Origin of the sequence: Rosistilla oblonga, assembly GCF_007751715.1 — a bacterium.
Taxonomy (GTDB): domain Bacteria; phylum Planctomycetota; class Planctomycetia; order Pirellulales; family Pirellulaceae; genus Rosistilla; species Rosistilla oblonga.
In genome coordinates this window covers 6,669,742-6,689,806 of record NZ_CP036292.1, presented here as the reverse complement: position 1 = coordinate 6,689,806, position 20,065 = coordinate 6,669,742, and the positions used below count along the sequence as shown (strand labels likewise).

The 20,065-nt window shown below is 60.3% G+C and carries 14 protein-coding genes; 9 read left to right on the top strand and 5 right to left on the bottom strand.

The features are described 5' to 3' along the window. Positions 1-6 precede the first annotated feature (6 nt). Positions 7-891, bottom strand: coding sequence for a GDSL-type esterase/lipase family protein (locus CA51_RS23610; RefSeq protein WP_145123592.1), 885 nt, complete (start codon positions 889-891; stop codon positions 7-9). 597 nt (positions 892-1,488) lie between these two features. On the opposite strand from CA51_RS23610, the gene CA51_RS23605 reads away from it, so the two are divergent. Beyond that, a complete protein-coding gene (locus CA51_RS23605; protein ID WP_145123591.1) occupies positions 1,489-4,743 on the top strand; it encodes a response regulator in 3,255 nt (1,084 codons plus the stop codon). Positions 4,744-4,777: 34 nt separating this feature from the next. On the opposite strand, the gene CA51_RS23600 is transcribed toward CA51_RS23605, so the two are convergent. Together CA51_RS23600 and rpe are read right to left on the bottom strand one after the other, a co-directional pair. Next, positions 4,778-5,365 carry a histidine phosphatase family protein gene (locus CA51_RS23600; RefSeq protein ID WP_145123590.1) on the bottom strand — a complete coding sequence of 196 codons (588 nt, stop codon included), beginning with the start codon at positions 5,363-5,365 and terminating at the stop codon, positions 4,778-4,780. A 9-nt stretch (positions 5,366-5,374) separates the two neighbouring features. Then, complete coding sequence (gene rpe / locus CA51_RS23595; protein WP_145123589.1) at positions 5,375-6,073, bottom strand: ribulose-phosphate 3-epimerase; 699 nt, start codon at positions 6,071-6,073, stop codon at positions 5,375-5,377. 766 nt (positions 6,074-6,839) lie between these two features. Between rpe and CA51_RS23590 the strand changes: the two genes are divergently transcribed. From CA51_RS23590 to CA51_RS23575, 4 genes are all read left to right on the top strand, one after another. Then, complete coding sequence (locus tag CA51_RS23590; RefSeq protein ID WP_145123588.1) at positions 6,840-7,766, top strand: dihydroorotate dehydrogenase; 927 nt, start codon at positions 6,840-6,842, stop codon at positions 7,764-7,766. Beyond that, positions 7,763-8,785: a uracil-DNA glycosylase gene (locus tag CA51_RS23585; protein WP_145123587.1), complete on the top strand. Its 1,023-nt coding sequence runs from the start codon at positions 7,763-7,765 to the stop codon at positions 8,783-8,785. Before CA51_RS23590 ends, CA51_RS23585 begins: the two co-directional genes overlap by 4 nt. An 87-nt stretch (positions 8,786-8,872) precedes the next feature. After that, entirely contained in the window at positions 8,873-10,297 is a 1,425-nt protein-coding gene (locus CA51_RS23580; RefSeq protein WP_145123586.1) for a hypothetical protein, read from the top strand. 1,484 nt (positions 10,298-11,781) lie between these two features. After that, positions 11,782-13,206: an IS4 family transposase gene (locus CA51_RS23575; RefSeq protein WP_145123585.1), complete on the top strand. Its 1,425-nt coding sequence runs from the start codon at positions 11,782-11,784 to the stop codon at positions 13,204-13,206. A 187-nt stretch (positions 13,207-13,393) separates the two neighbouring features. Here CA51_RS23575 and CA51_RS23570 read toward each other — a convergent pair whose 3' ends face one another. Further along, positions 13,394-14,986, bottom strand: a complete 1,593-nt coding sequence (locus CA51_RS23570) for a sulfatase family protein (protein WP_145123584.1) — start codon at positions 14,984-14,986, stop codon at positions 13,394-13,396. 287 nt (positions 14,987-15,273) lie between these two features. On the opposite strand from CA51_RS23570, the gene rpsR reads away from it, so the two are divergent. The 4 genes from rpsR to CA51_RS23550 all read left to right on the top strand — a co-directional run bounded on the left by rpsR (position 15,274) and on the right by CA51_RS23550 (position 18,914). Further along, entirely contained in the window at positions 15,274-15,537 is a 264-nt protein-coding gene (rpsR, locus tag CA51_RS26300) for a 30S ribosomal protein S18 (protein WP_145100815.1), read from the top strand. Positions 15,538-15,661: 124 nt separating this feature from the next. Beyond that, positions 15,662-16,081, top strand: coding sequence for an acyl-CoA thioesterase (locus tag CA51_RS23560; RefSeq protein WP_145123583.1), 420 nt, complete (start codon positions 15,662-15,664; stop codon positions 16,079-16,081). A gap of 92 nt (positions 16,082-16,173) precedes the next feature. Further along, positions 16,174-18,006: a UbiD family decarboxylase gene (locus tag CA51_RS23555; protein ID WP_145123582.1), complete on the top strand. Its 1,833-nt coding sequence runs from the start codon at positions 16,174-16,176 to the stop codon at positions 18,004-18,006. 104 nt (positions 18,007-18,110) lie between these two features. Next, positions 18,111-18,914 carry an SDR family NAD(P)-dependent oxidoreductase gene (locus CA51_RS23550; RefSeq protein ID WP_145123581.1) on the top strand — a complete coding sequence of 268 codons (804 nt, stop codon included), beginning with the start codon at positions 18,111-18,113 and terminating at the stop codon, positions 18,912-18,914. Between the two features lie 38 nt (positions 18,915-18,952). Here the strand turns inward: CA51_RS23550 and CA51_RS23545 are convergent, their stop codons facing one another. Next, a complete protein-coding gene (locus tag CA51_RS23545) occupies positions 18,953-20,062 on the bottom strand; it encodes an alpha/beta hydrolase fold domain-containing protein (protein ID WP_145123580.1) in 1,110 nt (369 codons plus the stop codon). Positions 20,063-20,065 lie beyond the last annotated feature (3 nt).

Sequence of the window (20,065 nt, the reverse complement as noted above, 5' to 3'; positions counted from 1 at the left end):
AAGCGGCTATTCCCCGGCGGCTTGTTGGATCTCGCCGTCGAGGGCTTCGATCAATGGATCGAAACGAGGGATATCGACGGCGTTGTTCCCTTGTTCGTGTTTGCGGAACAGGAACAGATAGGTCTCGTTTTGCGGACGGTAGCGATGGAAGAACAGCTGGTTCTTTTCGATCACTTTGTCGCGGAGAGCCTTCGTTTTGGCCGCGGTGTAGTCGATCGCGGGGGCTGCGGCTTGGTGCAGCAGTTCGCGAGCGAGCCGATCGCCCAGCTGTTGATAGCCCTGTTCGGTCAGATGCAGGCCGTTGTCGAAGTCGGCGTCGGAGACCCAGGGGGCCAGATCGATCAGCGGCAGCTTGCGCTCTTGAGCCGCCTGGGCGATCGTTTGGCGAACGCTTTGATCGGCGGCGTCGTAATCGGGGGTCAGCACGCCGGGCATGTGAAACGGTTGCAGCAACACGACTCGCACGCCCGCGGCGGCTTGGTCGTCCAGCAGCCGAGCCAGGTCGGCGGGGAAGCGTTCGGCAGCTTCCATGCCATTGATCGCTTCAGCAAATCCGTAGCCGACGACGACGACCGTTGGATTGGCGGCGGCGAGGTCTCGCTGCAGACGAGCGTAGCCCTCCTGGGGGCTGCCAAAGACTGCACGAGCTTCGGCGCGGGCGTTGTCACCCGACCAGCCAAGATTGCGGACGACCAGCTTTTTCTGAGGTGCCAGGGTTTGCAACGCGGTTTCAAAGTAGCCGTTTTGCTGCATCCGTTCGACCCAGGTCCCGCCGATCAGTGCGATTCGATCTTCGGGCTGAAGGCTTGCGTTCTCATCCGCAGTCGAATTGTCGGCGAAACCGCAGCAGATAGTAAGGGCAAGAAAGAGGCAGGTAAGCTTGAGTCGCATGGTGGGGTTCCTGAGGTCGTTGAATGAGAACAGTATAACGCGAGCGGTTGCGTTGTGGCATGTGATATTCCAAGGGATTGCGGCGAATCGAGGGCCCTAGGCAGCGGTCCAAAACGTGTCGCGATCGCGCGACCGGGGTGGCCGCTGGCGACCGCATTCCAGAAACGCCGCTCCACCGGGGGAGCTGTCTCGGGCAAAGCCTTGTTTCCATTGAAGTATCCGCCGGCAGACGCTCGCGCGGCGTTGTCCAAGGGAAGCGGACGCTAACGCGTGGCGGCTGATTTGCTTCAGCACAAACACTTGGCGGGCGGGAGCGCTGTATACGTTTGCTAGACGGCCCGACTTCCCAACTGTTAGAATCAGGCCAGATGGGTTCCGGAATCGGTACCTCTTGTTACCACGCGTTTATGCCAGCTCTGTCGTGGGCAACTCGCATTTCGTCGACCACCTTGTCGCCTCTTCCGCACCTGGTGCGAAGGCTTTGGTTGGCGGTTGTGAGTCGGCGAGTCGTGGGCTGAAGCGTGGTCGAGGACCTGGGGTGGTGGCAATGCCAGGTGCTCAGGAAGGCAATTCACCGAGTGGGCTAGAAAAAGTTACATGACCAAGCTTGCAACCGCATCGAAGCAGCGTCCCGGTTCGATCGCTCGCAAGGTCTGTCTGTTTGTGACGGTTCTTCTTGTTGGTGTGACGCTGGTGATGTCGCTGGTCGGGTTCTTCTTGAGCCGCGAGATCGTCCGCCAGCAGGTGCACGAGCGTTTGCGAATCGTCGCTTCGACGCGGCATCACATCTTCTCGGACTACGTCGCTCAACAGCGGGTTCGCATTCAGCATTACGCCGATCGTTATCGATTGAAGGCGGAGACGCTGAATCGACCTCGCGATCCCGCCAAACATGCGGTGGCGGTCGAAGAGTTGCTGGCCGAATCGAAAGAGCAGTTTGCCGATATCGTCGATGCTTGGCTGACCGATACCGGAGGCAAGGTGATCGCCAGCACCGATCCCGGTCAGCTGGGCAAGGATTTTTCCAAGAGCGAAAGCTTCCTGCATGGTCTGGAGGGGCCGTTTGTCGCGGCTCCGGTGGAGCGTGACCAGACGCTGCTCTCCCATCTGACCGCTCCGGTGACCAACGCGTCGGATCGCGTCGTCGGCGTGTTGTTTGTCGTTAGCGAGATGACGGCGCTGCGGCAATTGATTCGCGACCACAACGGTCTGGGAGTCACGGGAGATATCATGGTCGCGTCGCTCCACGGCGACCAGCTGAAGTACTTCTTTCCCTCCGCGGTCCCTCGCCCCGCGACGATCGCTCAGGCGACGGTGATGAAGCGAGCGATCGATGGCCAGTCGAGTGTCGAAGCGGTTCAAACGCAGCTAGCCGACGACCTGGTGCTGGCGACGTTCCAGCCGATCAATCTGCAGCCTGGCGTTCGCGACTGGGGGATGGTCGTCAAGATCAACGTCGCCGAAGCCTATGCGCCGGTCTACCGGTTGGCCAAGTTGATGTTTGTCTGGCAAGCGATCCTGTTGGTCGTGGTCTGGACGGCGACTCAGTGGTTGGCGCGTCGCTTCACCGCTCCGTTGGATCGGTTGACGCGAGTCGTCAGCCAGTTTGCATCGGGGCATCGCGAGCTGCGAGCGGAGGTCGATTCGGACGACGAAATCGCGGCGTTGGGCGATGCGTTCAACAAGCTGGCCGATGCGGTGACGAGGACCGAACACGATCTGGAGGATCGGGTGCTGCTGCGGACCGGCGAGCTGCAAAAGGAGATCGACACGCGGAAGGAGGTCCAGTTGCAGTTGGTCGACGCCCGCGATCTGGCGGAAAAGGCGAACCGATCGAAGAGCCAGTTCTTGGCGAATATGAGCCACGAGATTCGCACGCCGATGAATGGCATCCTGGGGATGGCACAGCTGTTGGAATCGGGCGACCTGAACGCGGAACAGCAGAGTCAGTTGATGGCGATGCAGCAGTGTGCGCAGTGGTTGCTGCAACTGCTGAACGACATCCTCGATTTTTCGAAGATCGAAGCGGGGATGCTGTCGCTTGAAAAAGTCCCTTTCGATTTCCGCGAATGCGTCGATTCCACCGTCGCCACGCTGGCGGCGCGTGGGTTCGATAAGGATCTGGAATTGATCTGCCGGATCGCTCCGGATGTTCCCGTGCGGATGGTTAGCGATCCGGGGCGGCTGCGTCAGATTCTGTTCAATCTGATCGGCAATGCGATCAAGTTCACCAATCGCGGGCATGTCTTTATCGAGATCACCGCGCGAGAGATCGAGTTTGCCAAGGTGGAGCTGCGGATCGATGTCAACGACACGGGCGTGGGGATCGCGGCGACCAATCAGGAACATATCTTCGAAGCGTTCCGTCAGGCCGACAGTTCGACGACGCGTGAGTTTGGTGGGACCGGGTTGGGGCTGTCGATCTCGTCGCAGTTGGTCGAGGCGATGGATGGAAAGATCGAACTGAAGAGCCAAGTCGGGCAGGGATCGCGGTTTCGCGTCACGATGCCGATGCGATATCTGCAGCAGCCGAGCGTCGCCGATCCGTTGCAGGATACAGACTTTTGTGTGCTGGTGGTCGACGACCATCCGCGCAGCCTGGCGGCGGTTTGCGAGATGCTGGAATCGTGGGGGCTGTCGACGCGTCGCGCTCACGATGGCCAGCAAGCGATCGGAATGTTGGCGGACCACGCGGTGTCGATCGTTCTGTTGGATAACACGCTGGAAGACATGCCGGCTCGCCAGTGTGTGACCAAAATTCGCCAGCAGCCCGGATGTGCGAAACTTCCGGTGGTGATGATGCACGGCGCGTATACGCCGACGCAAATCGATTGGTGGGCGCAGGAGGGGATCGATCATCTCAGTAAACCGGTCGGGCATCGCCGGCTGCGGGAACTGTTGTTGCATCGGTTGCTGGGGATCGCGCCGCAACCGGTCGATGATTCGACGCAGGTGAAGCTGACGACGGCTGCGGGAAAACGCTTGCGGGTACTGTTGGTCGAGGACAGCCTGGTCAATCGCCAGGTCGCGTTGGGACTGCTGCGGCGTTTGAAGTGCGACGTCGACGTCGCGACTCATGGCGGCGAAGCGGTCCAGCAGGTGACGCAGCAGGCTTACGACGTGGTCTTGATGGATGTCCAGATGCCAGTGATGGACGGGATCAAAGCGACGGTTGCGATTCGGGCAACCGAGGCGGGCAGCAAACGCCATCTTCCGATCATCGCAATGACGGCTGCGGCGATGAAAGGGGATCGCCAGCGTTGTTTCGACGCCGGCATGGATGGCTATATCTCCAAGCCGGTGACGCAGGAGAGTTTGGTGTTGGAGGTGACGCGGGTGCTGGGGACCAACGGCGGCAAGGGAGATACCAGCGATTCGCGGATCTGGAGCCACACGCAGCCTGCGATGCCATCATCGGTGGCGGTCCATTCCGATGATGTGTCGGCGGTGGGTGGCCGCGAGCAGTCGGCAGCACAAGTCGATACGGTGATCGAAGCCGATGCGTCGCACGCGGGGTTGGAGCACTTGTGCAGCGAATATAGCGAGCAGGATGCGCTGGTGATCGCGAAGGCCTTGGTCGTCGAAGCGCCCGAGTTGATTCGCACGCTGCAGACGTCGGCGGCGAACGGAGATCAACGCGTCTTGACCCGCGGCGCTCACACTCTAAAAGGATCCGCGCGGGTTGTTCAGTTCGAGGACGTTGTCGAACTCTCCGCCGAGATCGAGCGATTGGCGCGGGAGGGGAAGACCGAAGAAGCGGTTGCGCATCTGGACGACCTCGTCCAACGAACCCGCTCGATGACCGAGCAGGTCGAGAAATGGATCCAGTGCAAAACCAACGGCAGCGCGTGAGACGGGCTGCCAGTTGGATTGGGCCGGGCGAAGCTTAGACCAACGCGGGTTCGCGAAGCTCTAGACTCTCCAGTTCGATCAGTTCCCAGTTGCCGGTGTCGACTTCCGACAACCACAAACTCTTGGGGCCTTCGCCACTGAGGATGCAGTGGACGACGCTCGCTAGTGGATCGGGGATCACAAGTGCGATCGCGCCATCGCGATGCTTCTTGATGACTTTACGCAGCGCCTTGAAGACGCGTTGTTTGGCCTCTTCGACCGTCTCGCCCTCGGGAGGGCAGATCAGGTTCGGATATTCCTCCCCCTGGCGGTACAGTCGCGGCTGTTGTCGACGGACGTCGTCGACCAATTTTCCGTGCCATAGACCGTGGTCGATGTTACGGAAATTAGGGATCGCTTTAACGCGGATATCGCGTCCAGCAATCAATTCTGCCGACGTGGTTAGTGCCGATTCACAGGGCGCCGAATAGACCGCCTGCAGTTGGAACGTCGCAACGTCCTGCGCGGTGCGCCGCACCTGCTGGCGTCCACACTCGCTTAATGGCATATCCAACGAACCTTTGATTCGACGTTGATCGTCGAAATCGGTAGCACCAGGACGAACCAGTAGAATGCTTAACATACTATCCTGCTAACTCGAGTGAGGATCATGGCGTTGCACTTCCGCTCTCAGGCGGTCCAACGCGGCCGCGTAATCCGAACTGCGAAAGATCGCCGAACCAACTACAAACAGATCCGCTCCGGCCTCGCGACAGCTGCCAATCGTTTCGAGATTCACGCCACCGTCGATCTCGAGGATCAGGTCCGGCTTGATGGCTCGCAACGCTTTCAGTTTGTCGATTGCAACGGGGTTAAAAGCTTGTCCGCCAAAACCGGCGTCCACGCTCATCACCAGGACTACGTCGATCTGATCGAGAAAGGGGGTGACCGCGTCGATCGCGGTTCCCGGATTCAAAACCAGACCAGTCCCCATGTTCAAGGAACGCACGTTGTCTATCACCGGCGCGATTTCGTCAACCGCTTCGACATGGAATGTCAGTAGGTCGGCACCGGCGTCACTGAACGCTTGTGCATATTTCCCTGGATCCTGGATCATCAAATGGACATCCAGCGGCAGATCGGTCAACTTGCGAATGGCGTCGACGATCGGCATTCCGTAGGAGATATTGGGGACAAAGACGCCATCCATGACATCCAGGTGCAGTCCTTGGCAACCGTCGTCTTCGAGCCGCCGGACCTCGCGTTCCAGGTTGCCAAAATCGCATTGCAGCAGCGACGGCAGGATCGCCGGAGCGGCCTCGAAGAGCTGCTTTACACGTGGGTTGGTCATGAAAACGCCTGTCGTTTCGGTTGGAGTGATCTTGCGAAGGATAGGTGCCGCGATCGACACCTTCGGTCAAACAAAGAGTTCTTCAGTGTTTCGCACAGCGGATATCCGCGGGTATTTCAACGATGTTTGGTTTTCGCGTTGCGATCGTCGCATCGGACGAACGCACTTTCGCGGGGCAAAAGCCGACCGGCATGCGTTCGTTCGATCATGCACAACCCCTTCATCGGCCGATCGAGGAGCACCCTTGATGCTAGCGAACCCCTGCTAGTCCTCAAGCCGCCCAATCGGTTCGTGCGGACAAAACCTGGTGAATTTCGCCGCGATCCCTTCGATTTGCTCAGCGCCCTCGGTTTGCTAAATTGCAGGCCGTGGCGCTGCGGAAATCGAATTCCGTACCACTGTCGTCAGGCGAAGCAAAATTGCAAGCGAAATGCGCTCCGCGGAGCCGCCGATTGGGCGCTCTGCAAGCTTCGCATCGCTGCTGCGGGGTACACCCCCAAAAATCGCCCGATCTCCGCCGGTTTCCAGCCTGCCAGTCCAGGGTGAACCGCTGTTTCAAACGGCAGCGTCTCAGGAATTGGGTAGCCCGACGCGTAAGCGAGGTGCCGTGTGAATTCCTCGCTTATGCGTCGGGTTCCCCAGTATTCCCCCAGTCCTAGCCGTGATTTGCCCTGGCCTACCGACTGCCCTCCGCGACGATCCCGGGGGCAATGTGTTATGCTTTGCCCTGCTGAAATCCAACCTTCGAATATGGGACCTCACTGCATTGACTGATCTTTCCGTTCAGATAGGCCGATTGGCCCTATCCAATCCGATCATGGTCGCCTCGGGAACGTTTGGATACGCCCGCGAGATGGCTCGTCTCGTCGATTGCTCGCGGTTGGGAGGCATTCTGCCAAAAACGATTACCGCCCAGCCGCGGGTCGGAAACGCACCCTGGCGGACCGTCGAAACCTCCGCCGGTCTGCTGAATTCGATCGGTTTGGACAACGATGGGATCGATGCTTTTATGGAGCATCATCTCCCCTACCTGGCTTCGATCGGGACGTCGATCATCGTCAGTATCGCAGGCCGGACCGAAGAGGAGTTTGTCCAACTGGCGCATCGCGTCGGCCAGACCGGGCAGATCGCGGCGGTGGAGTTAAACGTTTCGTGCCCCAACGTTTCTGGCGGCGTCGATTTTGGGACCGATCCGGACGCCTGCCATCGCTTGGTCGCCGCGACGCGAGCCGGCTGCGATGTGCCGATCTTGGCCAAGTTGACCCCAAACGTGACGCGGATCGCCGATGTGGCTTGCGCCGCGGCAGAGGGCGGAGCTGATGGCGTTTGTTTGATCAACACCGTGCTGGGAATGGCTGTCGATTGGCGTCGCCGCCGTCCGATGCTGGGGAACGTGATGGGGGGGCTGAGCGGTCCGGCGATCAAACCGGTCGCGCTCCGCTGCGTGCAACAGGTCCGCTCGGTGACCGACGTCCCGATCATCGGCATCGGTGGGATCGCCACGATCGATGATGTGATGGAGTTTTTGGTGACCGGAGCGACTGCGGTCCAGATCGGCACTGCGAATTATTACGATCCGCAGGTCTCGACGAGGTTGATCGACGAATTGCCAGCCGCCCTGCAGGAATTGGGAGCCGCCACGGTTGGTGAGATCGTGGGAACGCTCGATAGCACGCGACGAGTCGACGAATGAACGAAGTCCCCTCTGCAAACTTGAACCTCCCCGATCCCCACGAGATTCGCGTGGGTGTCGGGCAGCTGCTGACGCATTTGCAGCGGGTGGGGGTGGAGTATCTGCCCGCCGCCGATCCGGGGCGCGCCGAACAATGGACCACCACGCTGTGGGCTAGCGTTGCGCAGCCAGCACCCGTCGCCGCCGAGCCTTCCGCCGCAGCGAGTGCCACCCCCGAGGGGCTTGCCCAACCCGCTGCGGCAGCAACTCCCGCGGCAGCACCGCCTGCGGCGGCCCCAGCTGCGCCAGTTGCCGCTCTACCGGCTGCCGCCCCGCCCGCGGCTGCGCCTCCGCAGCCTGCGGCGACACCTCCCACTGCGGCCCCTCAGACACCGGCTCCTGCGGCGCGACCGCAACCAGCTGCCGCTGCACCGGGGCCGACGATTTATCGGACCGCCTCGCTGCCGATCGCCGATCGCCAGGCGTCGCTGGACCATTGGGGGCAGCAGGTCGCACAGTGCACGCTGTGCCACGAATTGGCTTGCACGCGGAAGCAGACGGTCTTTGGAGCCGGGCACGCTCAGGCCCGCGTCGTTTTCTTTGGCGAAGCGCCGGGAGCGGACGAGGATCGCGAGGGGATTCCGTTTGTCGGCCGAGCGGGGCAACTGCTGACGAAGATCATCGAAGCGACAAAATTATCGCGCGATGAAGTCTATATTATGAACACGCTCAAATGCCGGCCGCCGGGGAATCGCAATCCGTTGCCGGACGAGCTGAAAAATTGCCGCCCCTTCTTCGAGGCCCAGCTGGAGATTATTCAGCCCGAATATATCGTCTGTTTGGGGCTGTTTGCCGCTCAATCGCTGCTTCAATCGGCTCCCTCGATCGGCAGGATGCGAGGCCGTTTTCACAACTACCACGGCAGCAAGGTCGTCGTCACCTACCACCCATCGTATTTGCTTCGCAATGCAAAGATGAAGGGGGCGGTCTGGCAGGACATGCAGATGATGATGCGCGCGATGGGGACGCTGCCCGCCTGATTGCCCTTGACGGGCAGTCCTCCCGAAAGTTACCACCCGCGATGGCTGCAGCATGTGTTGCGCGATCGTGAAGCGAGGGAGATGGGATTGTCCCGTATCGGAACTTATCGGATGTTGGGAGTCGCGATTTTAGCGATTCTGTCAATAAATTGGGGATTCGCCCAAGATAGTCTGCTGCGCACCAACCCCAACTTTGGTGGTTCGGCTGGCGTTCCCAGCACAAATCTTGTTCCGGTTCCCTCGACCTCCGCCAACGCGTTGCAGAGTCCGCCGTATCCGCAAACCGTCGCGCCGACGCTGCCCCCCAATACGCAACCGATCGCACCGCCAGCCGCTTCGCTGGGGCCGCCTCAGTTCGATCCCTATCAAGCTCAACCGAACAACAACCCGATGTCGGGATTTTTTGGCGGCGCGTACAACCCCGCGCCAACCGCCGGTCCGATCGGGTACCCAACGACGCCAACGCCCTACGGAGCTCAACCGGCTTCGCCTTACGGGGCCGCCCCCGCTCCGTCGCCCTATCCATCCCCTTACCCAACTCAGGGAGCAAGCGCTCCGCTGGGCCAGGCGGGAGGAGCCTATCCGTCGTCGGTTTATCCTGGCACCGCTCCGCCGGTACTGTTTCCAGGCGGGCTGAATTGGAATGTTCCCGCCCCCAACATGCAGGGCTGGAATCCATCGGGATCGATGTTCGACGCGGGGCAAGGATCGTTTCAGTTCCTGCAGGGCCCGCGGTTTCGGCAAGCCTGGGTCAGCGGCAATAACTCTCCCGAATCGTTGGATATTCTGGACAGCGATTTTTCGCTCGCCCTCAACTGGCCGAATTTTCTGGGCAGCTTTCAACCTCTGTACATTTTGCCTTCGTTTTCGCTGCACCAATGGCAGGGACCCAATAGTTCCACCGGTGCCGATCTGCCGTCGAAGGCTTACAGTGCGTTTATCGACGTCGGCTGGCAGAGCGATCCGAACTTGATGTTTGGAACCGAGCTAGGGCTTCGCACCGGGGTATTCACCGATTTCGAAACGTTTAACGACAAAAGTTTTCGGATCATGGGCCAGGCGCTGGCGAAGCTGAGGATCACGCCCGCAACGACGCTCAAGCTGGGGGTTTATTACATCGATCGAAACGAGGTCAAAATTATCCCAGCCGGCGGTTTCCTCTGGCAGCCGACGCCTCATTCCCGCTGGGATATCTTCTTTCCGCTTCCCAAGCTGTCGCATTATCTGACGACCGTGGGGACGCAGGATATTTGGTGGTACCTGTCAGCCGAATATGGCGGCGGCAGCTGGACCGTGACTCGAGCCGACGGCGCCGAGGATTCGATCGACATTAACGACATCCGCGTGATGATAGGGCTCGAATGGGGCCGCAGCGACCTGATTAAATCGGGCCGCCGGATCGGATTTTTCGAAGCCGGTTTTGTCTTCGACCGCGAGCTCGACTACCGCTACTCACCCGACGATATCGACAACAACGATACCTTCGTATTGCGAGCCGGCTTCGGGTACTGAGCAGGTCGCGTTGCATTTCGCCGCATTCCCCCGCGTGCCGCGCTGGAGTAAAGGCTTCAGCCGACCGCGCGAACGGGGCTTAGCCGCGGATGCGGCGATCGCATAAAGCCTGCGGCGCGAGCCCTGTCAGTTATACGTAAGTCATGGTGAGTTATCGCGACCGAACGCTTGCCAGGCCAGTGGGAAGTCTTTCGTTCGTCGCAGACCGTTCCACATCGTATTCATCCGAGTCAGGGCCGCAGGCTCGACCGTTTGCATAGCCCAGGCCATCGGCCTGGGTTCTAGCGGCGATGATTGACATGATTGACATGGTTGGGCTGTAGGCCCGGTCGATTGTCCCCCCCCACCCCGGGACGTTGCCCCTTCGCCTGTTGTGAAATGAAACCGGGCGCCGTCGGCTGATACCCAGCCCTGCAGGCTGGGCTATGCAAATTGCTGGACCTTCGGCCCGCGCCAGGCGTGCCAGGAATGTGCCTGTCCCTTTCGCCCCTTGCTTTCGCCGTTCTCTGCGACTTGCGTATAACTGACAGGGCGCGAGCCACAGGAAACGCGAGCCGTGGAGTGAATGCGTGCACGAAGCCGCGGATGCGGCGGCCGCATAAAGCCTGTGGCACGAGCCGCAGGACAACGCGAGCCGTGAAGTGAATGCATGCACGAAGCCGCGGTAGTGGCGATCGCATAAAGCCTGTGGCGCGAGCCTCAGGAACCGAAAGCCGTGAAGTGAATGCATGCACGAAGCCGCGGATGCGGCGGCCGCATAAAGCCTGCGGCGCGAGCCTCAGGAAACGAAAGCCGTGGAGTGAATGCATGCACGAAGCCGCGGAAGCGGCGGCCGCATAAAGCCTGCGGCGCGAGCCGCAGAAAACGCGAGCCGAGGAGTGAATGCACGCACGAAGCCGCAGTAGCGGCGGCCGCATAAAGCCTGCGGCGCGAGCCTCAGGAAACGAAAGCCGTGGAGTGAATGCATGCACGAAGCCGCGGAAGCGGCGGCCGCATAAAGCCTGCGGCGCGAGCCGCAGGAAACGAGAGCCGTGGAGTGAATGCATGCACGAAGCCGCAGTTGCGGCGGCCGCATAAAGCCTGCGGCGCGAGCCGCAGGTATTGTGGTTGTCGCCTAAGACCCAAAGCCACGGTAGGGGCGACAGGTCGGAATGCTGTCGCCCCTGCCGGGGCTTTGTCTTGTTGTGTCTTGTTGTCCGGCGGCTTGCGCCGCAGGCTTTATGCGATCGCCGCCTCTGCGGCTTTTCTGACCGTTTGAGGGGCCCCAAAAAAACAGGCCCCCAAAAAACAGGCCACCTCGCACCTGGCCAATCGACGCGCGGGGCGTTGCCCACGCGGTTAAACGCAATGCCGTTCAACGAAGCGTAGTGGACGAGGCTACGAGCTGCTGATTACCCACAAGTCGTCGCAAAAACAGCTCGTTTTGGCACGGTATTTGCGCTTGTAGTATTTCATTTTGCACAATGAAATCTTAAGGTGAAAGCATGCAACCGACCAGTATCGCATACGAATTTCAAGATATTCAACTTGGAGACAAACGTCTCAACGATCGAGCCGAAGCGTTGCTCGCCTCGCTGGCGGCCAACCCTTCGGCCAGTATCAACGAAGCTTGCAGTGGCTGGGACGAAACCAAAGCCGCCTACCGTCTATTCGATAACCCCAACGTCGATCCCGAAGCCATTCTCGGGGCTCACGCTGAAAAGACACTCCAACGAATCAAAGCCCAAGACACCGTTTGTATCGCACAAGATACCACCGAACTGGACTACACCGCGCATCCGCCCGAAGGCGTCCGTAATCTCGATCGCTTAGGCCGCCGTGGACTTTACGATCATTCCCACATCGCCTTCACTCCAGAGAAACTTTGTCTCGGGGTGGTCGGTGTTAAGTTCTACGATCGCGACAAAGAAACGCTCGGCACCAGCAAGAAGCGAGAAGGCCAACCCCTACACACCGGCGAAGGGCAACGATGGCTCGATGGTTATCGCAAGGCCTGCGAGATCGCCGGGAAATGTCCTGAAACTCAGATCGTTTCGCTGGCCGATCGCGAAGGAGACATCTACGACATTTTCGTCGAAGCCGATCAGCATGAAACACCGGCTCAGTTCGTCATTCGCTCGCAGCGAAAACGCTCGTTGCCGGAGAAAGACCCCGATGGCGGGCCTGCGGCTTATAGGAAAATGCGTGCCGAAATCGCATCCGCCCAGCCGGTCGCTTACCGCGAAGTCCAGCTTCCCCAAACGCCCAAGCGAACCAAAGGATCAGGAAACAAACAACACCCCGGCCGTGAAGCACGCACTGCGAAGTTAGAAATTCGAGCGAAGCGGATGACTCTTCGTGCGCCACACAACAAGCAGTCTTCGATGCCGCCGGTCGAGATCAGTGTCGTTTGGGTGCGCGAGATCGATGGCCCAGGCGACGGAACCGAAGTCGACTGGCTGTTACTGAGTTCTCTGCCGGTCGACACGATTGCCCAGACGCTGCGGATTGTGGATTTGTATGTGGCTCGTTGGCCAATCGAAGTATTCTTTCGAGTTTTCAAAACTGGCTGCCGGGTCGAAGAGATTCAACTCGAAGCGAGAGACCGACTGATCCGCGCGTTGATGTTTTACAAAGTGATCGCATGGCGGATCATGTTTGTGACCTTCTTAGGCCGCGAGTGTCCAGAGCTTCCCTGTGATGTCGTCTTCAGCGAAGCGGAATGGAAGTCGGTCTGGAAAGTGGTGGAAAAGACGGCTCCCCCAAAGCAAGCTCCTGAGCTGTCACAATTCATCCCGGTCCTTGCGACCCTTGGCGGCTACAATCACCGCGAAGGCGACGGTCCGCCGGGAGCCGAAGTGATCTGGCGAGGCACGCGGCGAATGCTCGACTTCGCCCTCTGCTGGCAAGCCTTCGGACCAGACCAATGACTTGTGGGTAATCGACAGGAGGCTACGAGTCCTTCTGCATGCATCAGACCAAATCGCTGGGTCTCGTAACCTCGTCCACTACATCCCGCCGCTAATTCTTGCGACGGTCCGACGCGCCTTCGTTGAACGGTATTGCGGTTAAACGAGAAGACGCCGTGTTACCTCTGCCTGCCCCCCCCTGCGGGGATCAGCGCGGGCGGCGTTCTTCCACCCAGCCTTGGATCGGCACGCGGTCCAGATGCTCCTTGGCCCACTGCGGCTCGGGGAACCAACGCAGCGGGCTGACGCGGGGATACATTTCCCAGATATCGCCGCCGTCGATCTGTCGCGCGTCGCCAGTCGTTTCGAGATGCTGCGTCAGACGTTTGTGAAGATCCTTGCGGACGCTCTCGAACTCGGGGTCGGTCGCTAGGTTGTGCAAGCAATCGGGATCCCTCTGGATGTCGAACAGCTCCTCCCTCGGTCGCAGGTCGACCGACAGACCCAGGAACTTTCCAAACTTCGGATCGTCCCGTTTTTCGATCAAAAAGTCCAAAGAGGGACAGGCATCGATGTCGTGATATCCGCCATGGGCGTCCCCCAGTTGGGCATCGACAGGTTTGCCGGCGGCATCGTAGGTGACGCTGTCATATTTCTGAGCCGGTCCGGCCGGCAGCCGCTCGGGGCGGAAGTTGCGGATATAGAGGTACTGATGCGTGCGGATCGCTCGCTGTGGGTAGCCGAGCGAATTGAAACGCGACGAGGAATGGCGCTCGCGAGCGCTGAAGACCTCGGTCCGCTGCGGTTCGATGATCCCCGATTTTTGGGACTGCAGCATCGCTAGCATGCTTTTGCCCGAGAGCGGCTTGGCCGGTGGCGGCACGACGCCACTCGCTTCGTAGATCGTCGCGGCGATGTCGACGAATCCCACGAGGTCGTCGCTGGTCCGCCCCGCCGGGAAATGCCCCGGCCATGAGATCGCCAGCGGAACATGGATGCCGTGCTCGTAACAGTTGGCTTTGGCGCGTGGAAACGGCATGCCGTTGTCGCTGGTGACGATGAAGATCGTGTTCTCAAATTCCCCCGCGTCGCGGATCATCTGCATCATCGTCGCGCAATCGTCGTCGAAGCGTTCGGCTTCAAACGCGTAGTCGAGCAGATCGCTGCGGATCTCTGGGGAATCGGGCAGGTATCCGGGCACCTCCGCTTCTTCCAACTTCATCCCTTTCGCGAGGCCCGAACCGAACTTGTAAGGTCGGTGAGCGTCGGTGCTGCCGAACCAGAAACAGAACGGTTGGCCATCGGGTCGCTGTTCGAGAAAGCTGCGAAAACCGGCGGCGTAACGCGATTCACCCTTGGCCGGCTTGGCTTGAAATTTGGGGCCACACGGATCGCGCTTGCCGCCGAGCGTTTTCCAGTCGCCCGGCGCCCAGCCTTTTCCGGTGTGGCCGACGAAGTAGCCGGCGTCGGCTAATCGGATCGGAAACGTCTCGTATTCGGGGCTGAAGTAACTGGCATGGGTTCCCGCGTGTTCGATCATCCAGGTCTGGCGGCCTGTCAAAAACGCGGCTCGCGAGGGACTGCAACCGGGGCTGGGGCAGATCGCGTTGTTGAACAGCACGCCCTGCTTGGCGATCGCGTCAAACGCTGGCGTGGAGACCATTTTGGATCCATAAGCCGACGCGTGGGGCCAGGAAACATCATCGCTGATCAAGACCATGATGTTGGGGCGATCGGCGGCCGAGGCGACTTGGCAGGCGAGCAGGACGGCGCAGGCCAGTGGGGTCAAAACTCGCTTCATGGCTGTTTTTTCAGGGGAGTTGTAAGGTTTGGGGGTGGGGGAGACGACAATTATAGTTGTCGGTTTGCGCCGTCACAGGACGATTGGCGGGGGAAACCACCGCTGCCCCGCGCGATTTGGGGGTGATGTGGCTATATTAGAGCCGCATGCCGACGTGATTTGCACTTGCAGAATTCACACAGCTTGTCATAATCGTCCGTCTGTATGTGGTTTGCTGCGCGCGGCAGTCCGAATTTCAAATCTCCACAATCCAACAAAATTTAACATTTTCCATGGCTGCACGACCAATGAGTACCCGGAGCCGAGCACGCAAGCGATCGCGTGTCCGCTCCCGTCAGAAGAAGCAAGATCCACTGTTCGTCGATGGCACTCGGCCACGTCCGATGTACGTCGATTACAAGGATGTGGAACTTCTGCGTCGGTTGGTCAATCGTCACGGAAAGATTGTTGGACGCCGCAAGAGCGGATGTTCGGCGACCAGCCAACACGCTGTAACGCAAGCTGTCAAACGCGCTCGCTTCATGGCCCTGTTGCCATTCGTAGGCGAATAAGCTCCCGATCATCGGGCGCCCCCGCGAAAGACAAGACAACGAAGAGTCGTATGCATTCGATACGGCTCTTTTTTCGTGCGCCGACCACCCGCAACCGTGAACCGACCCACCGGCAGGATCGACGATGAGCAGCCCCTACCAGACCCGACGCCGCATCGAGTTTCGCGACACCGACGCCGCCGGCATCATGCACTTCTCGGCCTTTTTTACCTACATGGAACAGGCCGAGCACGAGATGCTGCGTTCCGTTGGGTTGAGCGTGATGCAGCCCGATGGCGAAACGACGATCGGTTGGCCGCGCGTCTCGGCGACCTGCGATTACAAGGGAGCGGTGCGGTTCGAAGACATCATCGATATCTCGGTCGCTGTCGTTCATCTGGGCAGCAAAAGCGTTCGCTATCGGCATGAGTTTCGGATCGCCGATCGCGTCGTTGCTGTTGGCGAAATCGTCGCCGTCTGCTGCCGAATCGACGCCCGCCATCAACTCGCCTCGATCGAAATACCCGCTCCGATCCGTGAACGATTGACCCGGCACGCGGTTTAGTTTTTTCAACGCGCTCTCTGCGCGGAATCCAGTCCCGGGGCACGCTCTGGAACCTCGCCTGCCCCTCTCTCCAGCCTTCCCCCTCCAGGCAAATGAAACATCGCAGCACCCGACAAGCAGTCGACGACCTCGCCGCTGGCGGGCGTTTGATCCGTTACGAGCATCCGGTCGACGCCAACCTCGAACTGGCGGAGATCCAGCGTCGCGTCTACCTCAGCGGCGGGCCGGCGGTACTGTTTACCAGCGTGACCGGTTGCCGGTTTCCGATGGTCAGCAACCTGTTCGGATCGCTGGACCAGGCTCGTTATCTGTTTCGCCACACGATCGACCGCGTTCGCAAATTGATCGAATTGAAGATCGATCCCTCGTTGGCGGCGAAGCAGTTTTGGCGTTACCCCAGCGTCCCGTTGGCCGCACTGACGATGTTGCCGCGCCGTTGCCGAAGCGGTGCGGTGATGCAGAATTCGATCGCTCTGCCCGAACTGCCGCAGCTGAAATCGTGGCCCGATGATGGCGGTGCGTTTGTCACGCTGCCACAGGTGCTCAGCCAACCGGCCGAAGGGGCCAGCCTGCAAGAGACAAACCTGGGGATGTACCGGGTTCAGTTGTCGGGGAACGATTACGATCCTCAGACCGAAGTCGGGATGCACTACCAGATCCATCGTGGGATCGGAGTCCATCATCGCGCAGCGCTGGAGAACGGTCGCCCGTTTCGCGTCGTCGTCACCGTGGGTGGTGCTCCTTCGATGACCCTTTCCGCCGTGATGCCGTTGCCCGAGGGGCTGTCCGAACTAACCTTTGCCGGCGCTTTGGCGGGGCACCGGATTCCGATGGTCACCGGCCCGGGGCATGCGCCGATCTACGCCGACGCCGACTTTGCCATCGTCGGCACGATCGATCCGACGCGTCAAAAGCCGGAGGGTCCGTTTGGCGATCACCTGGGCTATTACAGCTTGCGGCACGATTTCCCGGTCCTTAATGTGGAGCGTGTCTATCATCGCAACGACGCCGTCTGGCCGCTGACCGTCGTCGGCCGGCCTCCGCAAGAGGATACGACCTTCGGCGAACTGATCCACGATCTGACCGGCCCCGTGATCCCGACGGTCTTGCCGGGGATCAAGGCGGTTCACGCGGTCGATGCTTCGGGCGTCCATCCGCTGCTGCTGGCGATCGGTAGCGAGCGGTACATGCCGATGAGTGGAGCGAGCGAGCCGCAGGAATTGCTGACGCAGGCCAACGCTGTTCTCGGTAACGGTCAGCTGTCGCTTGCTAAATACCTCTGGATCGCAAACCACTACGACAACACGGAACTCGACATCCACGACGTCTCGGGCTTTTTGCAGCATATGTTGCAGCGAGTCGATTGGCGTCGCGATCTGCACTTCCAAACACAAACGACCATCGACACGTTGGACTACTCTGGATCGGGACTCAATCGCGGATCGAAAGTTGTGATCGCAGCGGTTGGCCCCGTCGTTCGCCAGCTGCCGACATCGATCGAGGGCGACCTGCATCTGCCCGAAGGGTTTGGCCAGCCGAAAGTTGCGGCTCCAGGAATCCTGATCATCCAAGGTCCGGCCGCGTCGGCGTCGGGGCCGCGGTTGGATGCGCTGTTGACCGATCGCATGGACGTCCACTCGCCGATCAATCGCTTCCCGTTGGTGATCGTTGCCGACGATAGCGACTTCAGCGCGCGAACGATCAACAATTTTGTCTGGACGACGTTCACTCGCAGCAATCCCGCGGCGGATAGCTATGGAATCGGAGCGTTTGTCGCCGACAAGCACTGGGGCTGCGAGGGATCGCTGGTGATCGACGCACGCGTCAAACCGCACCACGCGCCGCCGTTGATCGAAGATCCCGAGATCGTCAAGCGAGTCGATGCGATCGCCGCGCGCGGTGGAGCGTTGGCGAAGTATCTGTAGAAGATCCGGGGCTGTCCCGCGTCGCCACGATCTGCCGCGGGTTGCCAATTGCGATCCGTTGTCTACAACGGGAACGTAAGTTTGTCGACTCGGGGAGCAATGCGATGAAATCGATCCAAGAACTATTCGATGTCCAACGACCGGTGGCACTTGTGACCGGCAGCGGTTCGCCGCGGGTGGGCAATGCGATCGCCTGGCGGCTGGCTCGGCGTGGCTTTTCCATCGTCTTGCACTGCAACACCAGCATCGATCACGCCCGGAAGACCGCTGCGGAGATGACCGCCGAGGGGACGGAGGTCCTGATCGTGCAGGGAGCGATGGACGACGCGGACGATGTCGCGCGGATGTTCCAGGAGATCGATGACCGGTTCGCGCGGATCGATGTGCTGGTCAACAGCGCGGCGATCTGGAGCCCGAAGCGGTTGGAGGATGTCACCGCCGACGATGTCCGCAAGAATCTGGAGGTGAACACGCTGGGGACGTTTATCGCCGCGCAGGCCGCTGGGCTGCGGATGGTCCGCCAAAGTCGCGGCGGTGCGATCGTCAACATCGGTGATTGGGCGGTGGTCCGCCCCTACGTCGACTACGCCGCCTACTTCCCCAGCAAAGGGGCTATCCCCGCGATGACTCGCAGCTTAGCTCTCGAGCTGGCCCAGCGGAATCGATTTGTCCGCGTCAACGCGATCCTTCCGGGCCCGGTCCTGTTGGGGAGCGAGGTGTCGGACGAAGTCGAAGCGGCCAACCGCGACTCGACGCTCCTGAAACGTGTAGGCACCGCCGAACATGTCGCGCATGCCGTCGAGTTCCTTATCGAAAACGACTTCGTCACCGGCACCTGTTTGAACGTCGACGGCGGCCGCGCGATCTATGCGGGCGATCCGATGCAAGTCGAGCATCGCACCGACTGAAGCCGCGGCGATCGGCTTGCTCCGCGCAAAACTACGGTTTACGGAGTCGCTTTATCGCCGACGGTCCGCAACAGGAACTCGCGCTGCATCGCGCGGATCTCCGGCTTGCCAAACTCCGGGCCGCCGTGCCCTGCCCCTTCGATCAGATGCAACTGGCTTTCGACACCAGCGGCTTGCAACGCTTTGTAAATTGCTTCGCTCTGATTCGGCGGAACGGTTCGGTCGTTGCTGCCGTGCAAGATTAGAAACGGAGGGTCGTTGGCCCCGACGTAAGTGATCGGGTTCGCTTTTTTCGCCGCATCGAGATTCTTGAGCACCTCGCCTCCCAGCAGCCGCGTTTCGGGAGAGCTTGGTCGAGCGTGCGATTCGTAGCCAGGCGTCTGGACGAACTGAATCAAGTCGGTCGGGCCGTAGAGGTCGACAACCGCTTGCACGTCGCTTCGCTGGTCGGCCCAGCCGCCGTTGCCTTCGAGTTCCGCGACGCCAGCCGACGTGCCGAGCATCGCAGCCAAGTGACCACCGGCCGAGCTGCCGCCAACGGCGATGCGATCGACGTCGATGTTGTACTCCTTCGCATGAGCCCGCAGGTAGCGGATCGCACATTTGCAATCTTCGATCTGGGCAGGAAAGATCGCCTCGCCCGACAACCGATATTCGATCGTCGCACCGACAAATCCGTCGCGGACGATCGAGGGCAATTGATGCACGCCGCCGTCTTTGCTGCCACTCATCCACCCGCCGCCATGGATCCACACGTAACATGGCAGCGGTTTATCGGCGGGTTGTTTGGGTAGCACTAGGTGCATCTTCAGATCGCGACCGCCACCTTGGCCAAAGGTCACGTCGCGGCGGATCTGCACGTCGTCGGGTGTCTTCATCGCGGGGCGGTCTCTTCGCGTTGGCATCACAAAATCTTTGCTCGTGAGTTCGCCGTCTCCATCGCGATCCAGTCGGTCGAACAGCCGCGGCGGGCCTTGGAACTCTTCGCGAGTTACTTTGCCGTCGCGGTTGCGATCGTCACGTTGCACGCGTTCGAAGAGTGCCGACCGCGGGGCGAGTGGCGCTGGAGTCTCGGATTGCCCCCAACCGACGGTCGCAAGGGTGATGTTGAGTGCGGCGGTCAACGCCAGCCAGTGGGATCGTTGCATCGA

Bases quoted from the DNA above. Each gene is read 5' to 3' on its own strand.
- rpe (WP_145123589.1), bottom strand. From the start codon at position 6,073: ATGACCAACCCACGTGTAAAGCAGCTCTTCGAGGCCGCTCCGGCGATC.
- CA51_RS23555 (WP_145123582.1), top strand. From the start codon at position 16,174: ATGAAACATCGCAGCACCCGACAAGCAGTCGACGACCTCGCCGCTGGC.
- CA51_RS23585 (WP_145123587.1), top strand. From the start codon at position 7,763: ATGAACGAAGTCCCCTCTGCAAACTTGAACCTCCCCGATCCCCACGAG.
- CA51_RS23545 (WP_145123580.1), bottom strand. From the start codon at position 20,062: ATGCAACGATCCCACTGGCTGGCGTTGACCGCCGCACTCAACATCACC.
- CA51_RS23600 (WP_145123590.1), bottom strand. From the start codon at position 5,365: ATGTTAAGCATTCTACTGGTTCGTCCTGGTGCTACCGATTTCGACGAT.
- CA51_RS23550 (WP_145123581.1), top strand. From the start codon at position 18,111: ATGAAATCGATCCAAGAACTATTCGATGTCCAACGACCGGTGGCACTT.
- CA51_RS23560 (WP_145123583.1), top strand. From the start codon at position 15,662: ATGAGCAGCCCCTACCAGACCCGACGCCGCATCGAGTTTCGCGACACC.
- CA51_RS23570 (WP_145123584.1), bottom strand. From the start codon at position 14,986: ATGAAGCGAGTTTTGACCCCACTGGCCTGCGCCGTCCTGCTCGCCTGC.
- rpsR (WP_145100815.1), top strand. From the start codon at position 15,274: ATGAGTACCCGGAGCCGAGCACGCAAGCGATCGCGTGTCCGCTCCCGT.
- CA51_RS23610 (WP_145123592.1), bottom strand. From the start codon at position 891: ATGCGACTCAAGCTTACCTGCCTCTTTCTTGCCCTTACTATCTGCTGC.
- CA51_RS23575 (WP_145123585.1), top strand. From the start codon at position 11,782: ATGCAACCGACCAGTATCGCATACGAATTTCAAGATATTCAACTTGGA.
- CA51_RS23605 (WP_145123591.1), top strand. From the start codon at position 1,489: ATGACCAAGCTTGCAACCGCATCGAAGCAGCGTCCCGGTTCGATCGCT.